General features: G+C 63.1%; 22 protein-coding genes and 1 tRNA gene. 11 read left to right on the forward strand and 12 right to left on the reverse strand.

Annotation, left to right across the window (positions count from 1 at the left end; translation table 11 throughout):
- Positions 1 to 10: 10 nt before the first annotated feature.
- Positions 11 to 568: a CNP1-like family protein gene (locus B0G69_RS03975; RefSeq protein WP_121319090.1), complete on the forward strand. Its 558-nt coding sequence runs from the start codon at positions 11 to 13 to the stop codon at positions 566 to 568.
- Between the two features lie 128 nt (positions 569 to 696).
- Here B0G69_RS03975 and proB read toward each other — a convergent pair whose 3' ends face one another.
- The 4 genes from proB to rplU all read right to left on the reverse strand — a co-directional run bounded on the left by proB (position 697) and on the right by rplU (position 3,837).
- The gene (gene proB, locus B0G69_RS03980) at positions 697 to 1,815 is read right to left on the reverse strand and encodes a glutamate 5-kinase (RefSeq protein ID WP_042320793.1); all 1,119 of its coding nucleotides are present in this window, start codon (positions 1,813 to 1,815) and stop codon (positions 697 to 699) included.
- 75 nt (positions 1,816 to 1,890) lie between these two features.
- Positions 1,891 to 3,009 (reverse strand): Obg family GTPase CgtA, encoded by a 1,119-nt coding sequence (gene cgtA, locus B0G69_RS03985; RefSeq protein ID WP_121315755.1) that lies wholly within the window; start codon positions 3,007 to 3,009, stop codon positions 1,891 to 1,893.
- Positions 3,010 to 3,236: 227 nt separating this feature from the next.
- A complete protein-coding gene (rpmA, locus tag B0G69_RS03990) occupies positions 3,237 to 3,500 on the reverse strand; it encodes a 50S ribosomal protein L27 (protein WP_020071242.1) in 264 nt (87 codons plus the stop codon).
- Positions 3,501 to 3,525: 25 nt separating this feature from the next.
- A complete protein-coding gene (gene rplU / locus B0G69_RS03995; protein ID WP_007180329.1) occupies positions 3,526 to 3,837 on the reverse strand; it encodes a 50S ribosomal protein L21 in 312 nt (103 codons plus the stop codon).
- Between the two features lie 240 nt (positions 3,838 to 4,077).
- On the opposite strand from rplU, the gene B0G69_RS04000 reads away from it, so the two are divergent.
- From B0G69_RS04000 to yacG, 9 genes are all read left to right on the forward strand, one after another.
- Complete coding sequence (locus tag B0G69_RS04000) at positions 4,078 to 5,070, forward strand: polyprenyl synthetase family protein (RefSeq protein ID WP_042320787.1); 993 nt, start codon at positions 4,078 to 4,080, stop codon at positions 5,068 to 5,070.
- 48 nt (positions 5,071 to 5,118) lie between these two features.
- Positions 5,119 to 5,195: transfer RNA gene (locus B0G69_RS04005), tRNA-Pro, on the forward strand.
- Positions 5,196 to 5,392: 197 nt separating this feature from the next.
- Positions 5,393 to 6,691: an HlyC/CorC family transporter gene (locus B0G69_RS04010; RefSeq protein ID WP_199731138.1), complete on the forward strand. Its 1,299-nt coding sequence runs from the start codon at positions 5,393 to 5,395 to the stop codon at positions 6,689 to 6,691.
- Positions 6,692 to 6,844: 153 nt separating this feature from the next.
- On the forward strand, positions 6,845 to 8,140 hold the full coding sequence (locus tag B0G69_RS04015; protein WP_121315756.1) for an ATPase, T2SS/T4P/T4SS family: 1,296 nt from the start codon (positions 6,845 to 6,847) through the stop codon (positions 8,138 to 8,140).
- Positions 8,137 to 9,366, forward strand: coding sequence for a type II secretion system F family protein (locus tag B0G69_RS04020; protein WP_121315757.1), 1,230 nt, complete (start codon positions 8,137 to 8,139; stop codon positions 9,364 to 9,366). Before B0G69_RS04015 ends, B0G69_RS04020 begins: the two co-directional genes overlap by 4 nt.
- 27 nt (positions 9,367 to 9,393) lie before the next feature.
- Positions 9,394 to 10,335 carry an A24 family peptidase gene (locus B0G69_RS04025; RefSeq protein ID WP_121315758.1) on the forward strand — a complete coding sequence of 314 codons (942 nt, stop codon included), beginning with the start codon at positions 9,394 to 9,396 and terminating at the stop codon, positions 10,333 to 10,335.
- Positions 10,336 to 10,338: 3 nt separating this feature from the next.
- The gene (gene coaE, locus B0G69_RS04030) at positions 10,339 to 10,941 is read left to right on the forward strand and encodes a dephospho-CoA kinase (RefSeq protein ID WP_121315759.1); all 603 of its coding nucleotides are present in this window, start codon (positions 10,339 to 10,341) and stop codon (positions 10,939 to 10,941) included.
- Between the two features lie 240 nt (positions 10,942 to 11,181).
- Positions 11,182 to 11,937 (forward strand): cell division protein ZapD, encoded by a 756-nt coding sequence (zapD, locus tag B0G69_RS04035; protein WP_042320771.1) that lies wholly within the window; start codon positions 11,182 to 11,184, stop codon positions 11,935 to 11,937.
- Positions 11,938 to 12,062: 125 nt separating this feature from the next.
- The gene (yacG, locus tag B0G69_RS04040) at positions 12,063 to 12,260 is read left to right on the forward strand and encodes a DNA gyrase inhibitor YacG (RefSeq protein WP_121315760.1); all 198 of its coding nucleotides are present in this window, start codon (positions 12,063 to 12,065) and stop codon (positions 12,258 to 12,260) included.
- A 59-nt stretch (positions 12,261 to 12,319) separates the two neighbouring features.
- Here yacG and B0G69_RS04045 read toward each other — a convergent pair whose 3' ends face one another.
- The 4 genes from B0G69_RS04045 to secA form a co-directional block, all read right to left on the reverse strand.
- On the reverse strand, positions 12,320 to 12,742 hold the full coding sequence (locus B0G69_RS04045; protein WP_121315761.1) for an NUDIX domain-containing protein: 423 nt from the start codon (positions 12,740 to 12,742) through the stop codon (positions 12,320 to 12,322).
- The gene (locus B0G69_RS04050; RefSeq protein WP_121315762.1) at positions 12,739 to 13,608 is read right to left on the reverse strand and encodes an ATP-binding protein; all 870 of its coding nucleotides are present in this window, start codon (positions 13,606 to 13,608) and stop codon (positions 12,739 to 12,741) included. Before B0G69_RS04050 ends, B0G69_RS04045 begins: the two co-directional genes overlap by 4 nt.
- 53 nt (positions 13,609 to 13,661) lie before the next feature.
- Entirely contained in the window at positions 13,662 to 14,903 is a 1,242-nt protein-coding gene (argJ, locus tag B0G69_RS04055) for a bifunctional glutamate N-acetyltransferase/amino-acid acetyltransferase ArgJ (protein WP_121315763.1), read from the reverse strand.
- A 150-nt stretch (positions 14,904 to 15,053) separates the two neighbouring features.
- Entirely contained in the window at positions 15,054 to 17,870 is a 2,817-nt protein-coding gene (gene secA / locus B0G69_RS04060) for a preprotein translocase subunit SecA (protein WP_121315764.1), read from the reverse strand.
- A gap of 290 nt (positions 17,871 to 18,160) precedes the next feature.
- Here secA and B0G69_RS04065 point away from each other — a divergent pair, with 290 nt between their 5' ends.
- The gene (locus B0G69_RS04065; RefSeq protein WP_121315765.1) at positions 18,161 to 18,646 is read left to right on the forward strand and encodes a DciA family protein; all 486 of its coding nucleotides are present in this window, start codon (positions 18,161 to 18,163) and stop codon (positions 18,644 to 18,646) included.
- 67 nt (positions 18,647 to 18,713) lie between these two features.
- Here the strand turns inward: B0G69_RS04065 and lpxC are convergent, their stop codons facing one another.
- The 4 genes from lpxC to ftsA all read right to left on the reverse strand — a co-directional run bounded on the left by lpxC (position 18,714) and on the right by ftsA (position 23,281).
- The gene (lpxC, locus tag B0G69_RS04070; RefSeq protein ID WP_121315766.1) at positions 18,714 to 19,631 is read right to left on the reverse strand and encodes a UDP-3-O-acyl-N-acetylglucosamine deacetylase; all 918 of its coding nucleotides are present in this window, start codon (positions 19,629 to 19,631) and stop codon (positions 18,714 to 18,716) included.
- A gap of 289 nt (positions 19,632 to 19,920) precedes the next feature.
- Complete coding sequence (locus tag B0G69_RS04075) at positions 19,921 to 20,424, reverse strand: peroxiredoxin (RefSeq protein ID WP_121315767.1); 504 nt, start codon at positions 20,422 to 20,424, stop codon at positions 19,921 to 19,923.
- Between the two features lie 264 nt (positions 20,425 to 20,688).
- Entirely contained in the window at positions 20,689 to 21,891 is a 1,203-nt protein-coding gene (ftsZ, locus tag B0G69_RS04080) for a cell division protein FtsZ (protein ID WP_121315768.1), read from the reverse strand.
- 157 nt (positions 21,892 to 22,048) lie between these two features.
- On the reverse strand, positions 22,049 to 23,281 hold the full coding sequence (gene ftsA, locus B0G69_RS04085; RefSeq protein ID WP_007180311.1) for a cell division protein FtsA: 1,233 nt from the start codon (positions 23,279 to 23,281) through the stop codon (positions 22,049 to 22,051).
- Between the last annotated feature and the right edge of the window lie 7 nt (positions 23,282 to 23,288).

The raw sequence follows: 23,288 nt of genomic DNA on the forward strand, positions 1-23,288 counted from the left end.
GGAAACCATATTGAAAGCACTTGCACTCGTCGTGGCGTGTGTCGCCACCGGCGCCCTGCTGGCTGGCTGCTCGAGCGCCGGCAAACCCACCAATAAAGACGACAGCGCGTTCGTCTACCTGCTTGACCGCAAAGGCAACTGGGTTGAAAACCAGGTGGACACCCTGCCGCCGCTGCCGCAAGAGTCGAATCTGCTGCCGTTCGAGGTGTCGGGCAATACACCGCTGCAGTTCGCAATCGACCGGAATTCGCTGAGCGTCGGCACCGACGGCGTGGTGCGTTATACCGTGGTCGTGACGAGCCCGAGCGGCGCTCGCAATGTGAACTACGAAGGAATCCGCTGCGACACTTACGAATGGCGTCTGTATGCGGGCCTGAATGCGGATCATGACGGCTGGGACCGGACGGTCGCCAACGAGTTTTCGCGCATCGAGAACGGCGCGTTGAACGCCTATCACGCGGCGCTGTACCAGGACTATATGTGCGCGAACAAGATGCCTACGGGGAAGGCCGCGCAGATCATCGAAAATATCCGCTACAAGCGTACCGCGACCTCGTTGATTCACTGAGGCGCGATTTTTCAGCGCCGTGTGCTCAATCATGCGGGCGCGTCCCGGACATGAAAAAAAAAAGCCGTTCCAGCGGAAGCTGGAACGGCTTTTTTTATCGCGGCCGTACACGTCTGCCGGTCAGTGAGTCAGACCAGCACCAGGTTGTCGCGATGGATCAACTCGGGCTCCAGCATGTAGCCGAGCACCGATTCGATCTCGCCGCTCGGACGCCGTTGAATCAACTTGGTTTCCGCGCTGCTGTAGTTTGTCAGGCCGCGCGCCACTTCGTGCCCTGCAGGGCTCAGGCAAGCGATCACCTCGCCGCGCGCAAAAGCGCCCTGCACACCGACAATGCCGATAGGCAGCAAGCTCTTGCCGCCAGCGGTCAGCTTTTCGACCGCACCGTCGTCGATGACCACATGGCCGCGCACCTGCAGATGATCGGCCATCCATTGCTTGCGTGCTGCCATCCGTGCAGTGCGCGCGATTAGCTGCGTGCCGATCGCCTCGCCCGACGCCAGCCGCGACAGCACATCCGCTTCGCGTCCGCTCGCGATCACCGTATTCGCGCCGCTGTGAGCCGCACGCTTCGCAGCGAGAATCTTCGTCAACATGCCGCCACGACCCAGACTCGAGCCCGCCCCACCGGCCATTGCTTCGAGTTCCGGCGCGCCCGCATCGGCCTGCTGAACGAGCGTGGCGCTCGGGTCCTTGCGGGGGTCGGCGGTGAAGAGACCTTGCTGATCGGTGAGGATGACGAGCGCATCGCCTTCGATCAGGTTGGCGACCAGCGCGCCCAGCGTGTCGTTATCACCGAACTTGATTTCGTCGGTAACAACCGTGTCGTTCTCGTTGATGATCGGCACCACGCCCAGACGCAGCAGCGTGAGCAACGTGGAGCGCGCGTTCAGATAGCGCTCGCGGTCGGCCAGGTCCGCGTGAGTAAGCAGAATCTGCGCGGTCTGAATGGAGTGCTCGGCAAAGCGGCTTTCGTACACCTGCGCAAGGCCCATTTGACCGACGGCCGCAGCCGCCTGCAATTCGTCGATTTCGCGTGGTCGTTTGGTCCAGCCGAGCCGCTGCATTCCTTCGGCGATGGCGCCCGAACTGACCAGCACCACTTCCTTGCCTTGCGCACGCAGCGCGGCAATCTGCGCGGCCCAGCGGCCGATTGCTGCATGATCGAGGCCACGCCCGTCATTCGTGACAAGGCTTGAACCGACTTTCACTACCAATCGCCGAGAATCTGCGATGACGGAACGCATTGTGCGCTGTCTCCCAAGATGACGCATGATGCATGCCGGCAGCCCGTCCAAGCCTGCCGGCGCTCGAGCTTTTTATTACTGTGGGTCGGCGCTGGATTCGTCGGCTGCAGCCGGTGCTTCCGGCTTCTCGCGAAAACGCACGTCGGCCGCGAGATCTTCGGCTTCCGCTGCGCGTTGCGCGTCCGAATGCGCAGCGATGTGATCGAACACCGCGTAGCAGAGGTTTTCGCAGCCCTGACCGGTCAGCGCCGAGATTTCGAACACCGGACCGTCCCAGCCGAAGCCTTCGAGGAATGCCGAAACCCGCGCTTCACGCTCGTCTTCGGGCACCATGTCGAGCTTGTTCAGCACCAGCCAGCGCGTTTTTTCGTAAAGCAGCTCGTCGTACTTGCGCAACTCGTTGACGATCGCCTTGGCTTCCGCGACCGGATCGACTGCATCGTCAAACGGTGCGAGGTCGACGATGTGCAGCAGCAAGCCGGTGCGTTGCAGGTGACGCAGGAACTGGTGACCGAGACCCGCACCTTCGGCCGCGCCCTCGATCAGACCAGGGATGTCGGCGATGACGAAGCTGCGGCTCGGCCCGACACGCACCACGCCGAGATTCGGCGCGAGCGTGGTGAAGGGGTAGTCGGCGATCTTCGGCCTCGCGTTCGACACCGACGAGATGAAGGTCGACTTGCCTGCGTTCGGCATGCCGAGCAGGCCGACGTCGGCCAACACCTTCAATTCGAGGCGCACCATGCGGCGCTCGCCCGGCTTGCCGTCGGTCTTCTGACGCGGCGCGCGGTTCGTACTGGATTTGAAATGCAGATTGCCGAGGCCGCCCGCGCCGCCCTGCGCGATCTGCACGCTCTGGTTGTGCTCGGTCAGATCGGCGATCAGCTCGCCGGTTTCCATGTCGGTAATCGTAGTGCCAACCGGCATGCGCAGCGTGATGTCATCGCCGCCTTTGCCGTAGCAGTCCGCGCCACGGCCATTTTCGCCGTTGCGCGCCAGGTGTTTTTTCGCGTAGCGGTAGTCGATCAGCGTGTTGATATTGCGGTCTGCGACCGCGATCACGCTGCCGCCCCGGCCGCCGTCGCCGCCATCCGGGCCGCCGAACGGAACGAATTTCTCGCGGCGCATCGACGCGCTGCCATCCCCTCCGTCGCCGGCGATGACTTCAATCCTCGCTTCGTCAATGAACTTCATGCGTAACTCCGTCCCGTGGTGTACTGCCAGATGGTGCTGCCAAGTTTGTTGCTATCGGATGCTGCTATTTTGCCGCGCCCGCCGCAGGTTGATCAATCGACCGAACGGCATAGCCGCCTCGTCATGCATGATCGATCTCGCGAATCAGGCGAAAGCGCTGCAATAAAAAAAGCCCCGCTAACTTCGCGGGGCCTTTTTCCGGTCCTGAAGCCCGTGCCTGAGTAAACTCAGACTGCTGCCGGGACGACGTTGACCATGTGCTTCTTCGCTGCGCCTTTCGTCGAGAACTGGACGTGGCCGTCCGTCAGCGCGAACAAGGTGTGATCCTTGCCGATACCGACGTTTTCACCAGCGTGCATACGCGTACCGCGTTGACGCACGATGATGCCACCAGCGTTGATAGCCTGGCCGCCATAAACCTTCACGCCGAGGCGCTTCGATTCAGAGTCGCGGCCGTTGCGGGATGATCCGCCTGCCTTTTTGTGTGCCATTTGATTTGCTCCTTAACCGGTGCGCTTACGCGTTGATCGCGTCGATGCGCAGTTCGGTATAGTTCTGGCGGTGGCCGCCATGCTTCTGGTAGTGCTTCCGGCGACGCATCTTGAAGATCGTCACTTTTGCGTGACGACCTTGCGACACGACGGTAGCCTTGACGGAAGCCCCACTGACCAGCGGCGTACCGAACTTAATCGATTCGCCTTCGCCCACTGCGAGAACCTGGTCGAGCGTGATTTCAGCGTCAATGTCTGCCGGTATCTGTTCTACTTTAAGTTTTTCGCCGACGGCAACTTTATACTGCTTGCCACCGGTTTTTATGACCGCGTACATTGAGAACCTCACTCTGTGTTCATTTTTCCCACGCACCGCGCGCGGAAACCCGTGATTATACATAGAGTTAGCTGCTTGGTCAAAACTCATTGAGAGCCGCCGCGCGCGAAGCCCGGCGCCTTGCCGCACGGCCCCGGCGCGCGGTCCTGAATGAGCCCCCGAGCGCGCCGCGCCGCAGCCAGCGACCCGGAACTGCTGCGATTCGCCTTATAATTCGCGGCACTACCCAATTCAGCCATCATGTCGTCGACTGCCACCCCCTCCTCCAACGCCGCCAGCCTGCTTGCTCCGATCGCCGAAGACATGCAGCAGGTCAATCGCGTCATCCGGCACCGTCTTGCGTCCGACGTGATGCTGATCAACCAGATTTCCGAGTACATCATCAGCGCCGGCGGCAAGCGGCTGCGGCCCGCGCTACTGTTGCTGGTGGCGGGCGCGTTGGGCGAAACCACCGGGCACCGGCATGAACTGGCGGCGGTCGTCGAGTTCATCCACACTGCGACACTGCTGCACGACGACGTGGTCGACGAATCCGATCTGCGGCGCGGCCGCCAGACCGCCAATGCGCTGTTCGGCAATGCCGCGAGCGTGCTGGTCGGCGACTTTCTGTACTCGCGCTCGTTCCAGATGATGGTGGGTGTGGGCAAGATGCGCGTGATGGAGATCCTGTCGGAGGCGACCAACATCATCTCCGAGGGCGAAGTGCTGCAGCTGCTGAACATGCACGACGCGGACGTCGACGAAGCCCGCTACATGCAGGTGATCCGCTACAAAACCGCCAAGCTGTTCGAAGCCGCCGCCCAGCTCGGCGCGGTGCTGGCCGGTTCGGACGCGAAAACCGAAGCGGCCGCCGCGGAATTCGGCCGCCGCATCGGCACCGCTTTTCAGATCATGGACGACTGGCTCGACTACACCGGCACGGCCGAGTCGATGGGCAAGAACGCCGGCGACGATCTGCGCGAAGGCAAACCCACGCTCCCGCTGATCTATCTGATCGAGCGCGGCACGCCCGAGCAATCGGCACTGGCGCGCGAAGCGATCGAACAAGGCGGCACGGACCGTTTCGACACGATTTTCGAGGCTATCACGCGTTCAGGCGCGCTGGACCACACGCTCGAATGCGCGAAACAGGAAGCTCAGGCAGCCGCAGCAGCAATTTCTTCGTTTCCCAGTTCCATTTTCAAAGATAGCCTGCTAGAATTATGCTCTTACTCGACGGCAAGACAGTCTTGAACGAGACTGAAACGCCGGGCTAGTCCGAATCGAGTTCGCAGTAGAAATCGGGGTGTAGCTTAGCCTGGTAGAGCGCTACGTTCGGGACGTAGAGGCCGGAGGTTCGAATCCTCTCACCCCGACCAGATTTGCCTTGTCAGTTCGAGGCTCGAAAAACCGCCGCAGCTTGCTGGGCGGTTTTTTTGTTTTACGCGCGATTTTCCTGCATCATGCGCGACGCTCGCCGCCTATGCGATTGAGCACAGCCCGCCCTCCGCCCAGACGGCTCGCCGCGCCCCCTCTGCTATATTCTCTCCATCCTCTCCCCTATTCTTCACGACGCGTGGAACAACTTCCCTTATGGGCGCAGATTGGCGCCGTCTTTCTGCTGCTTATCTGCTCCAGCTTCTTTTCGATTTCCGAAACAGCGATGATGGCGATCAATCGCCATCGCCTGAAGCACCTCGCCGGCCAGAACGCGCTCGGCGCAAAGACCACTCAGGGTCTGCTCGCCCACACCGATCAACTGTTGAGCGTCGTGCTGATCGGCAATAACCTGTTCAACACGATCATCCCGGTGCTCACCACCTCGATCGCCTTGCACACGTTCGGCCGCAACAACCTGGTGCTGTCGATCGCAACCGGCATCGTTGCGTTCCTCATCATCGTGTTCGCGGAGATCACGCCGAAAATCGTCGGGGCGACGTTTCCTGAAAAGATCGCGCTGCCGGCGAGCCTGCTGATCGCGCCGCTGATGCGCGCCGCGAAGCCGCTCGTCTGGTTCGTGAACCTGTTCGCCAACGGCATCTTGCGCGTGCTGCACATCAATACGAAAGGCGCGCAGGACCAGCGTCTGTCCACCGAGGAACTGCGCACCATCGTGCTGGAGTCGGGCAGCTTCATGCCGACCAAGCACCGCAGCATCCTGCTGAACCTGTTCGACCTCGAAAACATTTCCGTCGACGACGTGATGATCCCGCGCCGCCGGATCGAAGCGCTCGACTTCGATGCACCGTTCGAAGAGATCCTGCATCAACTGGAAACCTGCTATCACAACAAGCTGATCGTCTACCAGGGCGACATCGACCGGGTGCTGGGCGTGCTGCATGTTCGCAAGACGCTCGCGGCCCTGCACAACCAGGAGCTGGAGCGCGAGACGCTACGCGAACTGCTGGCCGAGCCGTACTTCGTGCCGAGCGGCACACCAGTGTTCCAGCAATTGCAATACTTTCAGGAAAGCCGTCACCGCACCGCGCTGGTCGTCAACGAGTACGGCGAACTGCAAGGCCTCGTCACGCCGGAAGACATCATCGAGGAACTGATCGGCGAATTCACCACGTCGATTCCGCGTAGCGCCAATTCGCGCGGTGGCTGGAATGAGAATGGTGAATGCATCGTCGCGGGCAGCATGCCGTTGCGCGAGCTGAACCGCTGGCTGCAACTCACACTGCCCACCGACGGCCCTAAGACGCTCAACGGCCTGATCCTCGAAATTCTCGAGGACATTCCCGATGGCGACGTGTGCGTGCAGATCGGCGAAATCAAACTCGAAGTCATGCGCAGCGACGATCAGGCGATTCGCACCGTCAAGCTGTTCAAGCCGCCGACGCGCACGAAGGGCGGCAAAGCACTGCTCGGCTGAGGTCCTTCACGCCGTCGGTGTCCGATATGCCGCAGACAGCATCGCACCCTCCTACGGCGCGCGCCATTAGCCGTTTGGCCGAATGGCGGCGCCAGCCGCGTTACCGGAAGATGAAGCCGTCATGTTCTACAGGCGGCTCACCACCGGTTTCCCATGCAAGCATCTTTTCCGGTTGCGGCAACGTCGCCGCGGCCCATCGCTTTCGATAACGACAGCACGTCGCGCACGAAGCCCACTCCATTCACCGCCGAAGCTGGCGCGGCCCAGCTCAGCGATCCCGACAACGCGCCTGCCGTACGTCTGTTGACCGACACATTGCAGGAAGCGACCCGGCGCAACGCGTCGGACCTTCACATCGAGCCGGCCGAGCACGGCTGGCGCGTGCGATTGCGGATCGACGGCGTGCTGCATGGGATCCCGCAGCCGCCCGCTCATTTGCGCGACGCCTTTATTACGCGGGTGAAGGTGCTGGCGCGCATGGACATCGCCGAGCGGCGCGTGCCACAGGACGGTCGCCTGCGTATCGCGACGTCGCCCGGGCGGATCGAGGACTATCGCGTCAATTCGCTGCCAACGCTGTTCGGCGAAAAACTGGTCTTACGGCGGCTCGACGCATTGCCCGCCGATCTTTCGCTCGACTCGCTGGGCCTCGATGCGCGCCAACGCGAGGCGCTCGACGCCGCGATTCACGCGCCGCACGGTCTCGTGCTCGTCACGGGGCCAACGGGCAGCGGCAAGACGCTGTCGCTGTACTGCTTCCTGAATCTGTTGAACGGCGAGGCGCGCAATCTGTGCTCGGTGGAAGACCCGGCGGAAATCCAGCTGGCCGGCATCAATCAGGTCAGCGTGCGTGAAAAGGCCGGGCTCACTTTCGCGGTGGCGCTGCGCGCATTCCTTCGACAGGACCCCGATGTGATCATGGTCGGTGAAATTCGCGACGATGAAACCGCCGATGTCGCCGTGAAAGCCGCCCAAACGGGCCACCTCGTTCTGTCGACCCTGCACACGAACGATGCGCCTGCCGCGATCGCGCGCCTGATCGATATCGGCGTCGAGCCGTACAACCTCGCGGCAGCGCTGCGGATGGTGACGGCACAGCGGCTGGTGCGGCGTCTGTGCGTCGCGTGCCGTACGCCCGCGCCGCAATCGGCGACCGCGCTGCGGGCCGCTGGCTTCGACGATCGTCAGCTCGACGGCTGGCAGCCGTATGCGGCAACCGGATGCGCGGCGTGTCACGGCATCGGTTACAAAGGCCGCGTCGGAGTTCATCAAGTGATGCCTGTCTCCGATGCGATGCGCGAACTGATCGTCGCAAGCGCCGGCACGCATGAGCTCGCACGGCTCGCGCAAACCGAACAGGTGGCCACGTTGCGCGACGCGGCGTTGGCACGTGTACGCGACGGCACCACCAGTCTCGCTGAAGCACTGGCTGCCACCGAAATCGCATGAACACGGTCACGACTCATCCGCATCTTGCGGCCGACACGCGCTTCAGGTGGCGCGGCGTCAACGTCGCCGGCCTACATAAGAACGGCACGCTGATCGCGCCGGACGCGAGCACCGCTCGAGCCATGCTCAAGCGCGAAGATCTGTTCATCGTCGAACTCGCCTCGCATGGAGCGGCGCCGCGCCCCAAGGCGCGCGCCGCGGACGTCACGCTATTCACACGACAACTCGCCAGTCTGCTGCGTGCCGGTTTGCCACTCGCGCCCGCGCTGGATCTGTTGGCGCAAGGGCAATCGTCGAACCGTCAGGGCATGCCGCGGATCGTCGGCGCACTGGCGCGCGACATCACCGCGGGCCTGCGCTTTTCCGCGGCGTTGCAGCGGCACCCGGGGCAATTCAATGCGCTGTACTGTCAACTCGTCGAAGTCGGCGAGGCGGCTGGCGCGCTGGCCGCCGTCCTCGCGAAAATCGCCGATGACCGCGAACGCGCCGCCGCGCAGCGCGCGAAAGTGCGCGCGGCACTGACCTATCCGGTCGCGATCCTGCTGCTGGCCACGGCGATCACCGCTGCCTTGCTGGTGTGGGTCGTGCCGACCTTCAAACAGATCTTCGACGGCTTCGGCGCTAAGCTGCCCGCACCGACACAGTTCGTCCTTGCCTTGTCGTCGGGCGCGGCGCGCTGGAGCCTGCCCGTCATCGCGTTGATCTTCGTGTTGACTTCGGCTGTCACTTTCCTGCTACGACGTTCCGACATTGCCCGCATCCGGTTCGCACGTCTGTCGCTGAGAATGCCGGTCGTCGGGCCGTTGCTGTGTACGCTGTGCGCGGCACGCTGGAGCCGCGCGCTCGGCACCTTGCTATCGGCCGGCACACCTCTCGCCGACGCGTTCGATTCATTGACTCACGCGACCGGCAACGCGTTCTTCGACCGGGCCACGCTCGACATCGCCGCACGGCTGCGGCGCGGCGAGCGACTTGCGACGGCCATGCGCGCGGCGCGCTGCTTTCCGCCCGAGGTCGTGCAGCCGGTGGCAGTGGCCGAGGAGTCCGGCGCGCTCGACACCATGCTGATCGACGTGGCGTCGCTCGCGGATCGTCAGGTAGACGAGAAGATCGGCACGCTGTCGAGCCTGTGCGAGCCGCTCGTGATCGTCGTGCTGGGGACGCTGGTCGGCGGCCTCGTGATCGCGATGTATCTTCCCATTATTCAACTCGGCAACGTGGTGTAGGATCGCAGCCGAATCCATCCCTTATCCATGCAGGCGCCTTTTCCACTCGTGTCAGAAACTTCTTCCAGTCTGCTCTCGGGCTTGCTGCCCAGCCACCTCGCGACCGGTTTCGGCCTCGCGTTCGGCAGCTTGCCCGCCGGTCTGCAGATGGCGTTTGCCATCGTGTTCGGCCTCGTGATCGGCAGCTTCCTGAACGTGGTCGTGCATCGGCTGCCGATCATGCTGGAGCGTGCGTGGCATGCGGAAATCAGCGACACCAGCGACCAGCTGCCGCCCGAAGACGGCCTGCCTGCGCGCTATAACCTGTGGGTACCGCGTAGCGCGTGTCCGCATTGCGGGCACGTCCTGCGCGCGTGGGAGAATCTGCCGGTGCTGAGCTATGTGCTGCTGCGTGGACGCTGCTCCGCCTGCCACGCACACGTGAGCCTGCGCTATCCGCTGCTCGAAATTGCCAGCGCCGCGTTCGCGGCGGGCGCCCTCGCGCTGTTCGGCCCGACGACCACGGCGCTCGCCGCCTTCGGCTTGTGCGCGGCGCTGCTCGCGATGAGCGCGATCGACATCGACACGCATCTGCTGCCCGATTCGATGACGCTGCCGCTTCTGTGGACGGGCCTCATCGTCAATTTCAACGGCATGTTTGCGAGCCTGCACGATGCGGTGCTCGGCGCCATCTTCGGTTACCTTGTGCTGTGGGCCGTGCATTGGCTGTTCCGGCTGGTGCGCGGCGTCGAAGGCATGGGCTACGGTGATTTCAAGCTGCTCGCGGCGCTCGGCGCGTGGCTCGGCTGGGCCGCCTTGCCGCAGATCGTGCTGATCGCGGCGGTGACGGGCGCGGTGGTCGGCCTCGCGGCGACGTGGCGCGGCCGCATGCGCTTCGAAGAGCCGCTGCCGTTCGGGCCGTTTCTCGCAGCGGGTGGCGCGCTCACGCTGTTTCTCGGCACACCGCTGTATCTGGCTCTGGGAGGCTGAAGCATGTTTGTCGTAGGACTCACCGGCGGCATCGGCAGTGGTAAATCGACCGTCGCCGATCTGTTCGCCGCGCACGGCGTGTCGCTCGTCGACACGGACCTGATCGCGCATCGCATCACCGCGCCGCACGGCATCGCGATGCCGCCGATTGCCGCGGAATTCGGCCCCGCGTTCGTCGCCGCCGACGGCTCACTCGAGCGCGCGCGCATGCGGGAACTCGTATTCAGCGACGAGGGCGCCCGCAAACGTCTCGAAGCCATCACGCATCCGTTGATTCGTGCGGAGACCAAGCGCGAGCAGCGCGAAGCGCAGGGCCCTTATGTGATCGTCGTGGTGCCGCTACTGGTCGAGTCGGGAAGCTGGCAGCATCGCGTGAACCGTGTGCTGACCGTCGATTGCAGCGTCGAGACGCAGATCGCGCGCGTCATGAGCCGCAACGGCTTCAGCCGCGACCAGGTGCTGGCGATCATCGCCCGCCAGGCCACGCGCGAAGCGCGCCTCGCCGCAGCCGACGACGTGATCGACAACGACAACGCGCCGCTCAGCACGCTGAAGGCGCAAGTTGAGAAGCAGCATCGCGCGTATCTGTCCCTCGCGGGCGCTTGAGCGCGAAACCGCGCCATCGGCGAAGCGAAAAACGCGCACGACACATGAAAACCGCGCGCCGCCGCATGCCCTTCTCGTTGAACTTTGCGGCAGCGTCTAAGCCAAAGCACGCACAAAGCGCCCGAAACACGTGAAAAAAGTTGCGAAAGCGCGCTGAAAAAGTGCGTGATTGCTAGGGTAGTCCCACGGCATTAGAATGTTCTGCATTCCCGTCACCGACCACGCCCGAGGCGAGCCCGCTTGATCCTTTACGAGTATCCCTTCAACGAGCGAATCCGAACGCTGTTGCGCCTCGAAGATCTGTTCGAGCGCTTCACGTTCTTTCTGACTCAGGAAGACGCCAGGGAACATCACGTCGCACTGACAACGTTGTTCGAAATCTCAGAAGTTGCGGGTCGCGCGGATCTGAAGTCTGATCTGATGAAGGAACTCGAGCGTCAACGGCAAACGCTGGCGCCGTTTCGCGGCAACCCGGGAATCGAGCAGAACGCGCTGGAAGCCGTGCTCGGCGAAATCGAACAGACTCTCGCGGGACTCGGGCAGATGCAGGGTAAGACCGGCCAGCATCTTGCAGACAACGAGTGGCTTGCCAGCATTCGCAGCCGCGCGATCATCCCTGGTGGCACGTGCAAATTCGACCTGCCGTCCTACTACGCGTGGCAACAGCTTCATCCCGATCAGCGCCGCCAGGACATCGCCAAGTGGGTCACGCCGCTATTGCCGCTGCGCGACGCGGCCACCATCGTTCTGCGGCTCGCGCGTGAATCCGGCCAGGCATCCAAGGTGATGGCGATGCAAGGCAGCTATCAGCAGATGCTGTCGGGGCGTTCGTATCAATTGATGCAGGTTCGGGTGGCGCCTGAATTGCGGGTGATTCCCGAGGCGAGTGCCAACAAGTACATGCTGTGGGTGCGTTTCACGGTGCAGGACGGCGATTTGCGTCCGCGTGCCGTGGATGTCGACGTGCCGTTCCAGCTCACGCTTTGCAGCCTGTAAACAGGCCCGCAACCTGGCGTGCGACGTTCGCCCGCCAGATCCGGATAGAGGGATGTGCCTTTAAAGTGGCGCGAAATGCCCCTATATTCGTTACTTGTTCCGTTTGCGATTGACTGCCTGACCGTATGCCTACCGTCGTCAAATGCCCCACTTGTGGCAAGGATGTCCGCTGGACCCCCGAAAGCCGCTACCGTCCGTTCTGCTCCGATCGCTGCAAGCAGATCGATCTCGGCGCCTGGGCCGCTGAGAAGTACAAGATCGGTGGGACCGATCAGGAAGCGTCGTCGGATGAGACACCCGGCGGGGACTACAACCCGCATTGAGCGGGCTCGCTGTGTCGGCGGACGCTACTAGCACAGCGCCCGCCGTACCCTTCTGTCTATCAGTTCTTTTCCGCCGCGAGCCATTCGAGTACCGGAATGGTCGCCGGCAATAGCGGCGCGACGTCGGCAGGCAACGCCTGCCAGACGAACGCCTGGCCTTCGCGGCCGTGTGGCTCGCCGGACCACTGCGTCACCTTGCAGAAGAAGAGCCGCACATAGGCGTGCGGGTAATCGTGTTCGAGCGTATGCCAAAGATGGCTTGCCTCTACATCGATCCCCAGTTCCTCGTGCAGCTCGCGCGCAAGTGCGGCCTCGACCGACTCGCCCGCCTCCAGCTTGCCACCCGGAAACTCCCAATAACCCTCATACGGTTTGCCCGCCGGACGCTGCGCCAGCAGATAGCGCCCGTCCGGCTGAATCAGCACGCCGACGGCGACTTCCGTCACCGGACGGCCCGCGGCATTCTTCTGCGCGTCGCTCATGCCGGGCTCTTCCGGCCGGACCAGTCGCGAGCGAATTGCCACGCGACGCGTCCGGACCGCGAGCCGCGTTCGAGCGCCCAAACCAGCGCGTCGCCGCGCGCGACCTCGACTTCGGCGTCGTCGCAACCGAAATGCCGCAGCCAGTGGGCAATGATCGACAGGTAGTCATCCTGCTTGAACGGGTAGAAGCTGACCCACAGCCCGAAACGCTCTGACAACGAAATCTTTTCTTCCACCAGCTCGCCCGGATGAATCTCGCCGTCGGACGTGTGCTTGTACGTCTCGTTGTCGCTCATGTACTCGGGCAAGAGATGACGGCGGTTCGACGTCGCGTAGATCAGCACGTTGTCCGACTGGGCGGCGATCGAACCGTCGAGCGCGACCTTCAGCGCCTTGTAGCCCGACTCGCCGTCTTCAAACGACAGATCGTCGCAAAACACCACGAAGCGCTCCGGCCGCTTCGCGATCAGGTCGACGATATCGCCGAGATCGTGCAGATCGTCCTTGTCCACTTCGATCAGACGCAGGCCGTCTTTCGCGTACGCGTTCAGGCACGCCTTGATCAGCGACGATTTGCCGGTGCCGCGCGCGCCCGTCAGCAGCACGTTATTGGCCGGTTGCCTGTGCACGAACTGGCGCGTGTTCTGCTCGATCAGCCCTTTCTGGCGATCGATGTTCTGCAGGTCGTCGAGCGTGATCGACGAGATGGCGGGCACCGGCTGCAGGTAGCCGCGCTCCTGGCGCTTGCGCCAGCGAAAAGCGACCGCGGCCGACCAGTCGATCTCAGGCGCGGCGGGCGGAAGCATCGCCTCCAGACGGACGAGCACGGCCTCGGCCCGGGTCAAAAAGTGTTCGAGTTTGTCCATGACGGTGAAGTAAGCGGCCCAATGCGCGGCCGGAGGCCGCGCAATGAACCTGGTTACGAGCGATAGTCAGCGTTGATGCTCACGTAGTCGTGCGACAGATCGCAAGTCCAGATCGTGGCTTGCGCATCGCCGCGGCCGAGTACGACGCGAATGCCGATCTCGCTCTTCTTCATGACGCGCTGGCCGTCTTCCTCACGGTAGGCCGGGTTGCGGCCGCCGGCGGTCGCGACCAGCACGTCGTCCAGATACAGATCGATCTTGCCGACGTCGAGATCGTCCACGCCGGCATAGCCGATGGCCGCCAGAATGCGGCCGAGGTTCGGGTCCGATGCATAGAAGGCTGTCTTCACAAGCGGCGAGTGACCGATCGCATACGCGATCTGGCGGCATTCGCCGGCGCTCGAGCCGCCTTCGACGTGCACGGTCATGAACTTGGTCGCGCCTTCGCCGTCGCGCACGATCAGTTGCGCGAGGGTTTGGGCGACTTCGGTCACCGCATCGCGCAACGCTGCATAAGCGGGCGAATCGGTGGACGTGATCGCCGGCAGGCTCGATTTGCCCGACGCGATCAGGATGAACGAATCGTTGGTCGACGTATCGCCATCGATCGTGATGCAGTTGAACGAGCGGTCCGCGACATGTTTGACCAGCGCGTCCAGCACCGGCTGCGCGAGCGCTGCGTCGAACGCGAGGAAGCCGAGCATGGTCGCCATGTTCGGCTTGATCATGCCCGCGCCCTTGCTGATGCCGGTCAGCGTGACCGTGTGGCCGTCGATCGTGACCTGGCGCGAGGCGGCCTTCGGCAGCGTGTCGGTGGTCATGATCGCCTGCGCGGCGTCGTACCAGTTCGCTTCCTTACGGTTGGCCAGCGCGGCCGGCAAACCGGCCTTCAGACGATCGACCGGCAGCGGTTCGAGAATCACGCCGGTCGAAAACGGCAGCACCTGTTCCGGCGCGATGTCGGCGAGACGCGCGAGTTCGGCGCACGTTTCGCGCGCCGCCACGATACCCGGCTCACCCGTGCCCGCGTTCGCGTTGCCCGTGTTGATCACCAGCGCGCGGATCGGCTTGCCGCCGGCGCGCACGCGCGCCAGATTCTCACGGCACACCGTGACGGGCGCCGCGCAAAAACGGTTCTGCGTGAACACGCCGCCTACCGTCGCGCTTTCGTCGACGGAGATGACGAGCACGTCTTTACGGTTCGGCTTGCGGATGTTCGCCTCGGCCCAGCCGAGCGTAACGCCGGCGACGGGGTGGAGTTGAGCGGGATCGATCGAGGGGAAATTGACAGCCATGGTCGCGACCTGTCGAAGAAAATGCCGGCAGGCGCCGGCATCGAGGAAACGGAACTGATGGCCCGGGCAGGTTGCCGGGCCACCGCGAAATCAACAGCAAAGCACTGCGTAAAACGACGCGGCGCGCTCAGGAGCGCGCCGCTTTCGGCATCAGGCGATCTTGCCGTGGCACTGCTTGTACTTCTTGCCGCTGCCGCACGGGCAGGGGTCGTTGCGGCCGACCTTCGGCACGTTGTCCGCACCGAAATTCACCGTCGCTTGCGACGCCGCACCGTGGCCGTGGCTCATCGCGTCGCCGATCATCGCAGCGGTGGCCGCTTCGGCGGCGACCGGCGCTGCGGCCGCAGCTTCGGCAAACTCGGCGTGGCGAAACTCGACGTTCTCGAGATGGCTGCCCTGCTCTTCCAGTTGTTCGGCCGCCTCTTCCAACTGTTCGGGCGACTGGATCTGCACGTTCATCACCACGCGGGTGACTTCGAGCTTCACTGCGTCGAGCATCGCGGCGAACAGTTCGAACGCTTCGCGCTTGTATTCCTGCTTCGGGTTCTTCTGTGCATAGCCGCGCAGATGGATGCCCTGGCGCAGATGGTCGAGCGCGGCCAGATGTTCGCGCCAACTACGGTCCAACGTTTGCAGCATGATCGAGCGTTCGAACGCGCTGAACGATTCGCGCCCGACCAGTTCGACCTTCGCCTCGTACGCTTCGTCGGCGGCGGCTTCGACCGCGTCGAGAATCTCGTCCGCGCTGATCGAGTTCGACTCGTTGATCATTTCCTGGATCGCGAGGTCGAGCTGCCATTCGTTGCGCAGCACTTCCTCGAGCTCGGGCACATCCCACTGCTCTTCGATGCTGCCCGCTGCCACGAACTGGTGAACGATGTCGGCGATCACGCCATGACGCATTGCGCCGATGGTCTCGGTGATGTCGTTCGCTTCGAGCAGTTCATTGCGCTGCTGATAGATCACCTTGCGCTGATCGTTCGACACATCGTCGTATTCGAGCAATTGCTTGCGAACGTCGAAGTTGCGCGCTTCGACCTTGCGCTGCGCCGATTCGATCGAGCGCGAGACGATGCCCGCTTCGATCGCCTCGCCTTCCGGCATCTTCAGGCGATCCATGATCGCGCGCACACGGTCGCCCGCGAAAATGCGCAGCAGCGGATCTTCCAGCGACAGATAGAAGCGCGACGAACCCGGATCGCCCTGACGGCCGGCGCGGCCGCGCAACTGGTTGTCGATCCGGCGCGATTCGTGACGCTCGGTGCCGATGATGTGCAGACCGCCCGCGGCCTTCACCTGATCATGCAGCGCCTGCCACTCGTCGTGCAGCTTCTGGATGCGGCGCTGTTTCTCGTTGTCGGACAGCGTCTCGTCCTGCTCGATGAACGACGCCTGCTTTTCCGCATTGCCGCCGAGCACGATGTCGGTACCACGGCCGGCCATGTTGGTGGCGATCGTGATGCGCTTCGGGCGGCCCGCTTCGGCGACGATCTCGGCTTCACGCGCGTGCTGCTTCGCGTTCAGCACTTCGTGCGGCAGACCGGCCTGCTTCAGCAGATGCGAGAGCAGCTCGGAGTTTTCGATCGACGTCGTGCCGACCAGCACCGGCTGACTGCGCTCGTAGCACTCGCGAATGTCGCGGATCACCGCGTCGTAGCGCTCCTTGGCGGTCTTGTAAATCTGATCCTGCTTGTCGATCCGCTTGGGCGGCCGGTTGGTCGGGATCACGACCGTTTCGAGACCGTAGATCTCGTTGAATTCGTACGCTTCGGTATCGGCCGTGCCGGTCATGCCGGCCAGCTTCGCGTACATGCGGAAGTAGTTCTGGAACGTGATCGATGCGAGCGTCTGGTTCTCGCTCTGGATCTTCACGTGTTCCTTCGCTTCCACTGCCTGGTGCAAGCCGTCCGACCAGCGGCGGCCCGCCATCAGCCGACCGGTGAATTCGTCGACGATCACGACTTCGTTGTTCTGCACGACGTAGTGCTGATCCTTGAAGAACAGCGTGTGCGCGCGCAGTGCCGCGTACACGTGGTGCATCAGCGTGATGTTCTGCGGCGCGTACAGGCTTTCGCCCTCGCCGATCAGGCCCCACTCGGAGAGCAGGCGCTCGGCCTTTTCGTGGCCCGACTCGGTCAGGAACACCTGACGGCCCTTCTCGTCCAGCGTATAGTCGCCCGGCTTTTCGACGCCGGTGCCGTCCGCTTTCTCTTCGCCGATCTGGCGTTCGAGCAGCGGCGGCAGCGCATTCATGCGCACGTAGAGTTCGGTGTGATCTTCGGCCTGGCCGGAGATGATCAGCGGCGTACGCGCTTCGTCGATCAGGATCGAGTCGACCTCGTCGACCACCGCGAAATTCAATGCTCGCTGCACGCGCGCTTCGGTCTCGTAGACCATGTTGTCGCGCAGGTAGTCGAAGCCGAATTCATTGTTCGTGCCGTACGTGATGTCGGCGGCATACGCTTGCTGCTTCGCTTCGTGGTCCATCTGCGACAGGTTGATGCCGACCGACAAACCGAGGAAGTTGTACAGACGCGCCATCCATTCGGCGTCGCGCTGAGCGAGGTAGTCGTTGACCGTGACCACGTGGACGCCGCGGCCCGACAGCGCGTTCAGGTACACCGGCAGCGTGGCGACGAGCGTCTTGCCTTCGCCGGTGCGCATTTCGCCGATCTTGCCGTAGTGCAGGACCATGCCGCCGATCAGTTGCACGTCGAAGTGGCGCATTTTCAGCACCCGCTTGCTGGCCTCGCGGCACACGGCAAACGCTTCGGGCAGCAGCTTGTCGAGCGATTCGCCGCTCGCGACGCGCTGGCGGAATTCACCCGTTTTGGCGCGCAGTTGATCGTCCGTCAATTGCTCGATCTGCGGTTCGAGCGCATTGATCGCCGCGACGGTCTTTTGATATTGCTTGACTAACCGCTGGTTGCGGCTGCCAAAAATCTTTTGTAGAAAACCGGTGGTCATCGGATCGGTGTCTGCGTCGCGGCTTCGGCTGGGTCGCGGCGTGCTGTTCAGGCACGCGCGCTCCGGGGTCGGAAGGGCCTCGGCGGCTTAGTCCAAGAGTGAATTCGAATCGGGCATTTTAGCACGCGCCCCCGGCAGCGCCTGTGTCAGAGCCGCGACGGCGGCAAGGCCTCTGAAGGCCGCCGCAGCGATCTTTGACAGGACGCATCGAGACGGGCTCGCGGGCATCCCGCACGGTACAATCGCAGCGTGGACGCGCATCGGGTGCGAACACGCCGCTACCGTCAAACATGAGCCGTTTTCCGTCCTTTTCAAGGCCGCCGCCCCAGCAGTTCAAGGCACGCCGCCCCCTGCCTGTCGCCGAGGTGCTCAATCGCACGGACGCCTTCGCGGCCCTGCGCGCGGGCGTCGAGCAGATTGCCGCGCTGGAAAAGGATCTGCGTGCGCTGCTGCCCGATTATCTGGCGATGAGCGTCGAGCCGGGCTTCATCAAGGACGGCGTGCTGGCCCTCTTTGCTGCGCACAATGCGCTCGCCGCGCGGCTGCGGCATCTGGAGCCACGGCTACTGGCGGACCTCCAGCAGCGCGGCTGGCCGGTCAATGCGCTGAGAATTCGGGTGCGGCCGCAGCCGGTCAAAGCGCCCCCGCCGGTCAAGCAGGCGCGCATGACGCCGACCGGCGCCGACGCACTGTATGCTCTCTCCGAGTCGCTCGCGCCGTCGCCGCTCCAGGAAGCGCTGGCGAGAATGGCGGCGCGGCATCGGAGAAATCGCTGAACGAAAAAAAACGGCCCGTGTGGGCCGTTTTTTTATGCACTTGCTTCCGCGCGATCAAACAAAGGCGTCATGCAAATGCCGTTTGCGTTTCGTACGCGAAGCCGCGTGGTGCTTTCTGCGTGTCTTCGAACGTGACGATTTCGTACGAGTCTTCATGCGCCAGCAACTCGCGCAGCAGTGCGTTGTTCAGGCCGTGACCCGACTTGTACGCGTCGTACGATGCCAGCAACGGATGGCCGACCACATACAGGTCGCCGATCGCGTCGAGCATCTTGTGCTTCACGAACTCGTCGTCGTAGCGCAGGCCGTCGTTGTTCAGAATGCGGTATTCGTCGAGCACGATCGCGTTGTCCATGCTGCCGCCGCGCGCGAGACCCAGTTCGCGCATCATTTCCACTTCATGCGCAAAACCGAACGTGCGGGCACGCGCGATTTCGCGCACGTACGACGTGTTGGCGAAATCCACTTCCAGCGCCTGGCCGGTCTTGTCAACGGCCGGGTGACGGAAGTCGATCGTGAACTTCAGCTTGAAACCGAAGTAGGGATCGAGGCGCGCAAACTTGTCGCCGTCGCGAATTTCGACCGGCTTGGTGACCTTGATGAATTTCTTCGCCGCGTTCTGCTCTTCGATACCCGCCGACTGGATCAGGAACACGAACGAACCGGCACTGCCGTCCATGATCGGAATTTCTTCGGCGGTGACGTCGACGTAAAGATTGTCGATGCCGAGACCGGCGCAGGCGGACATCAGGTGCTCGATGGTCGACACGCGCGCGCCGTCTTTCTGCAACACGGAAGCGAGACGCGTATCGCCAATCGCCATCGCCGACGCCGGGATGTCTACCGGCGTGGGCAGATCCACGCGCGAAAACACGATGCCAGTGTCCGGCGCCGCCGGGCGGAGCGTCAGGTTGACTTTACGGCCGGAGTGCAGGCCGATGCCAACTGTCTTGACGATTGATTTGATAGTGCGCTGCTTCAACATGGTGATCTTCTATTCGATTGAAAATCCCAATCGGGACTTTTTATTCCATAGCGCGAATTATACTCCAATACCCTAAGGAGCGTCGTAGCGCGGAACGTATCAATCTGTTTCGCTGCATTACCCAATGGGCGCCCGTCAGGGAAAGCGTGACGGGCCGATGTCCGGAACGGAGGCGTTTCCGGTCATCGGCCCGCGTAACGGCCTGTCACAAAAGCGTCTTACTCGCCGTTGCCCTGCCGCAACGCGGCACATCCGCGCAGAGGAGAGGCGAAGGCGCGACGCCGCGCAACTAGCTCAACGTGGCGAGAATACTCCCTGCATCGCTGACTTCGAATTTGCCGGCAGCCTCGACGTTCAACGTCTTGACCACGCCGTCGTCGACCACCATCGCGTAGCGCTGGGAACGGATTCCCATGCCGCGCGCCGACAAATCCTGCTCGAGACCGAGCGCCCGTGTGAAAGCCGCACTGCCGTCCGCCATCATGCGCACCTTGCCCGAGGCGTGCTGATCGCGTCCCCACGCGCCCATTACGAACGCGTCGTTGACGGACACGCACCAGATCTCGTCGATGCCAAGAGCGCGCAACTGCCCGGCGTGCTCGACATAACCCGGTACATGTTTGGCCGAACAGGTCGGCGTGAACGCGCCCGGCAATCCGAAGATCACCACGCGCTTGCCCGCCGTCTGCTCGCGCACGCTGAAGCTGTTCGGCCCCAACGTGCAGCCCGCCCGCTCGTCTTCGACAAACTCGAAAAGCGTTGCGTCGGGCAGCTTGTCACCTGCTTGAATCATGCTCAGTCCTTTGCATCGATGCGAAGCACGCTCGCACGTTCTCGTGTCGCAGTGAAATCCGGCTGGGCCTTAACGTACTACTCGTACTACTGGCTCCGCCGTTCGGCGACAGTCGCCCAATCCGCTTCGCGAATCCGAAGAGGGCACTTTTCCTGCCGCGAATCTGAACGATACGCGGCCTGTTCGCCGTTCACCCGCCACGCTCGTGCATTCGCCGGCCAGCGCTGCTATCGACAGCGCGGCAACGAAAGCCTGCTCGCGCGCTCAGTCCGCCTGCTTGCGCAGGAATGCCGGAATGTCGTACGTGTCGACGCCCTTTTCCTGCAACGCCTGCACGTGCGAAGCGGCCGTATCGCGCGAGGTGCGCCACACTGCCGGCGTGTCCAGCGCACCGTAATCGGCCGTGCTCGCGTGCGATGCCGACGGAGCATGCGCTGCGTGCTGCATCGCGCCGATCGGCTGGTTGTCGGTACCGGTGCGCAGGAGCGTCATCGGTGCCGATTGCTGCTTCTTCGCCGCACGGCCCAGACCCGTTGCCACGACCGTCACGCGCAGCGCGTCGCCCATCGCATCGTCGTACACCGCGCCGAAGATCACGGTTGCGTCTTCTGCAGCATAGCTCTTGATCGTGTTCATCACTTCGCGCGTTTCCGACAGACGCAGCGAACGGCTCGACGTGATGTTGACCAGCACGCCACGCGCGCCCGACAGATCCACGCCTTCCAGCAGCGGGCTGGCAACGGCCTGCTCGGCGGCCAGCCGCGCGCGATCGACGCCGGCAACCGTCGCCGTGCCCATCATCGCCTTGCCCTGCTCGCCCATCACCGTCTTCACGTCTTCGAAGTCGACGTTCACCAGACCGTCGACGTTGATGATTTCCGCGATGCCGGCCACTGCGTTGTTCAGCACATCGTCCGCGCACTGGAAGCACTTGTCCATCTCGGCGTCGTCGCCCATCACCTCGAACAGCTTGTCGTTCAGAACGACGATCAGCGAATCGACGTGATCCTCCAGTTGCTGCGAACCGGCTTCAGCGACGCGCATGCGCTTGCCGCCTTCGAACTCGAACGGCTTGCTGACCACACCGACGGTCAGGATGCCCATTTCCTTGGCGATCTGCGCGACCACCGGTGCTGCACCCGTGCCCGTGCCGCCGCCCATGCCGGCCGTGATGAAGACCATGTGTGCGCCGCGCAATGCGTCGGCGATGCGCTCACGTGCTTCTTCGGCTGCGGCGCGGCCCATTTCCGGCTTGGCGCCTGCGCCCAGACCCGTATTGCCGAGCTGGATCACCGCGGTGGCGCGCGAACGCGACAGTGCCTGCGCGTCCGTGTTCATCACGATGAAGTCGACGCCTTGCACGCCTTTGTTGATCATGTGCTGAACGGCATTGCCGCCAGCGCCACCTACTCCGACCACCTTGATGATGGTGCCGTTCGTTTCGGTTTCCAGCATCTGGAATTCCATGTTGCCTCCGTCAAGATAAAAAATTACAGCCACTCGGCCGTTATTCGGCAGGAGATCGGGCAACCGCCTGTCGCGCGCCGGCCGCCGGCACCAGCGCGTATTTTTTAGAACCCGTTCGAAACCCGTTCAGCTAAATCTGTGCAGCAAAACCGTTGCGTCAGAAGTTCCCGAGGAACCAGTCCTTCATGCGCGTGAACACCTGTCCCATCGAGCCCGACTGCACCGCGACCTTGCGGCCGCGCATGCGTTGCGAGCGTCCTTCGACAAGCAGGCCCATTGCCGTCGAATAGCGCGGATTGCGCACGACGTCGGCCAGACCGCCCGCGTATTCCGGCACGCCGATGCGCACCGGCTTCAGGAAAATGTCTTCACCCAGTTCGACCATGCCGAGCATCATCGACGCGCCGCCGGTCAGCACCACGCCGGAGCTCAGCAGTTCCTCGTAACCCGACTCGCGCACCACCTGCTGCACGAGCGAAAACAGTTCTTCGACGCGCGGCTCGACCACCGCCGCCAGCGCCTGGCGCGACAGCGTGCGCGGGCCGCGCTCGCCCAGACCCGGCACTTCGATCATCTCGTCCGGATCGGCCAAGGCCTGCTTGGCGATGCCGTAATCGACCTTGATGTCTTCGGCGTCCGGCGTCGGCGTGCGCAAGGCCATCGCGATGTCGCTCGTGATCTGATCGCCGGCAATTGGAATCACGGCCGTATGACGGATCGCGCCTTCGCTGAAAATCGCGATATCCGTCGTACCGCCGCCGATATCGACCAGCACCACGCCGAGTTCCTTCTCGTCTTCCGTCAGCACCGCGAGCGACGACGCGAGCGGCTGCAGAATCAGATCGTTCACTTCGAGCCCGCAGCGGCGCACGCACTTGACGATGTTCTGCGCCGCGCTCACCGCGCCGGTGACGATGTGCACCTTCACTTCGAGGCGGATGCCGCTCATGCCGATCGGCTCGCGCACATCTTCCTGACCGTCGATGATGAATTCCTGCGTCAGGATATGCAGCACCTGCTGATCGGTCGGGATGTTGATCGCTTTCGCCGTTTCGATCACACGCGCGACGTCCGTCTGCGTGACTTCCTTCTCCTTGATCGCCACCATGCCGCTCGAATTGAAGCTGCGGATATGGCTGCCGGCGATCCCGGTGAACACATTCGTGATCTTGCAGTCGGCCATCAGCTCGGCTTCTTCGAGCGCGCGCTGAATCGACTGCACGGTGGCTTCGATATTCACCACCACGCCTTTCTTGAGCCCCTTCGATTCGCTCTGGCCGAGGCCGATCACCTCGTAGTGACCTTCGCCCTTCAACTCGGCGACGATGGCCACGACCTTCGACGTCCCGATGTCGAGGGCGACCAGCAGATCTTTATAGTCTTTACTCATAGCGTGC

The organism is Paraburkholderia sp. RAU2J, from assembly GCF_003634845.1.
GTDB classification, from domain to species: domain Bacteria; phylum Pseudomonadota; class Gammaproteobacteria; order Burkholderiales; family Burkholderiaceae; genus Paraburkholderia; species Paraburkholderia fynbosensis.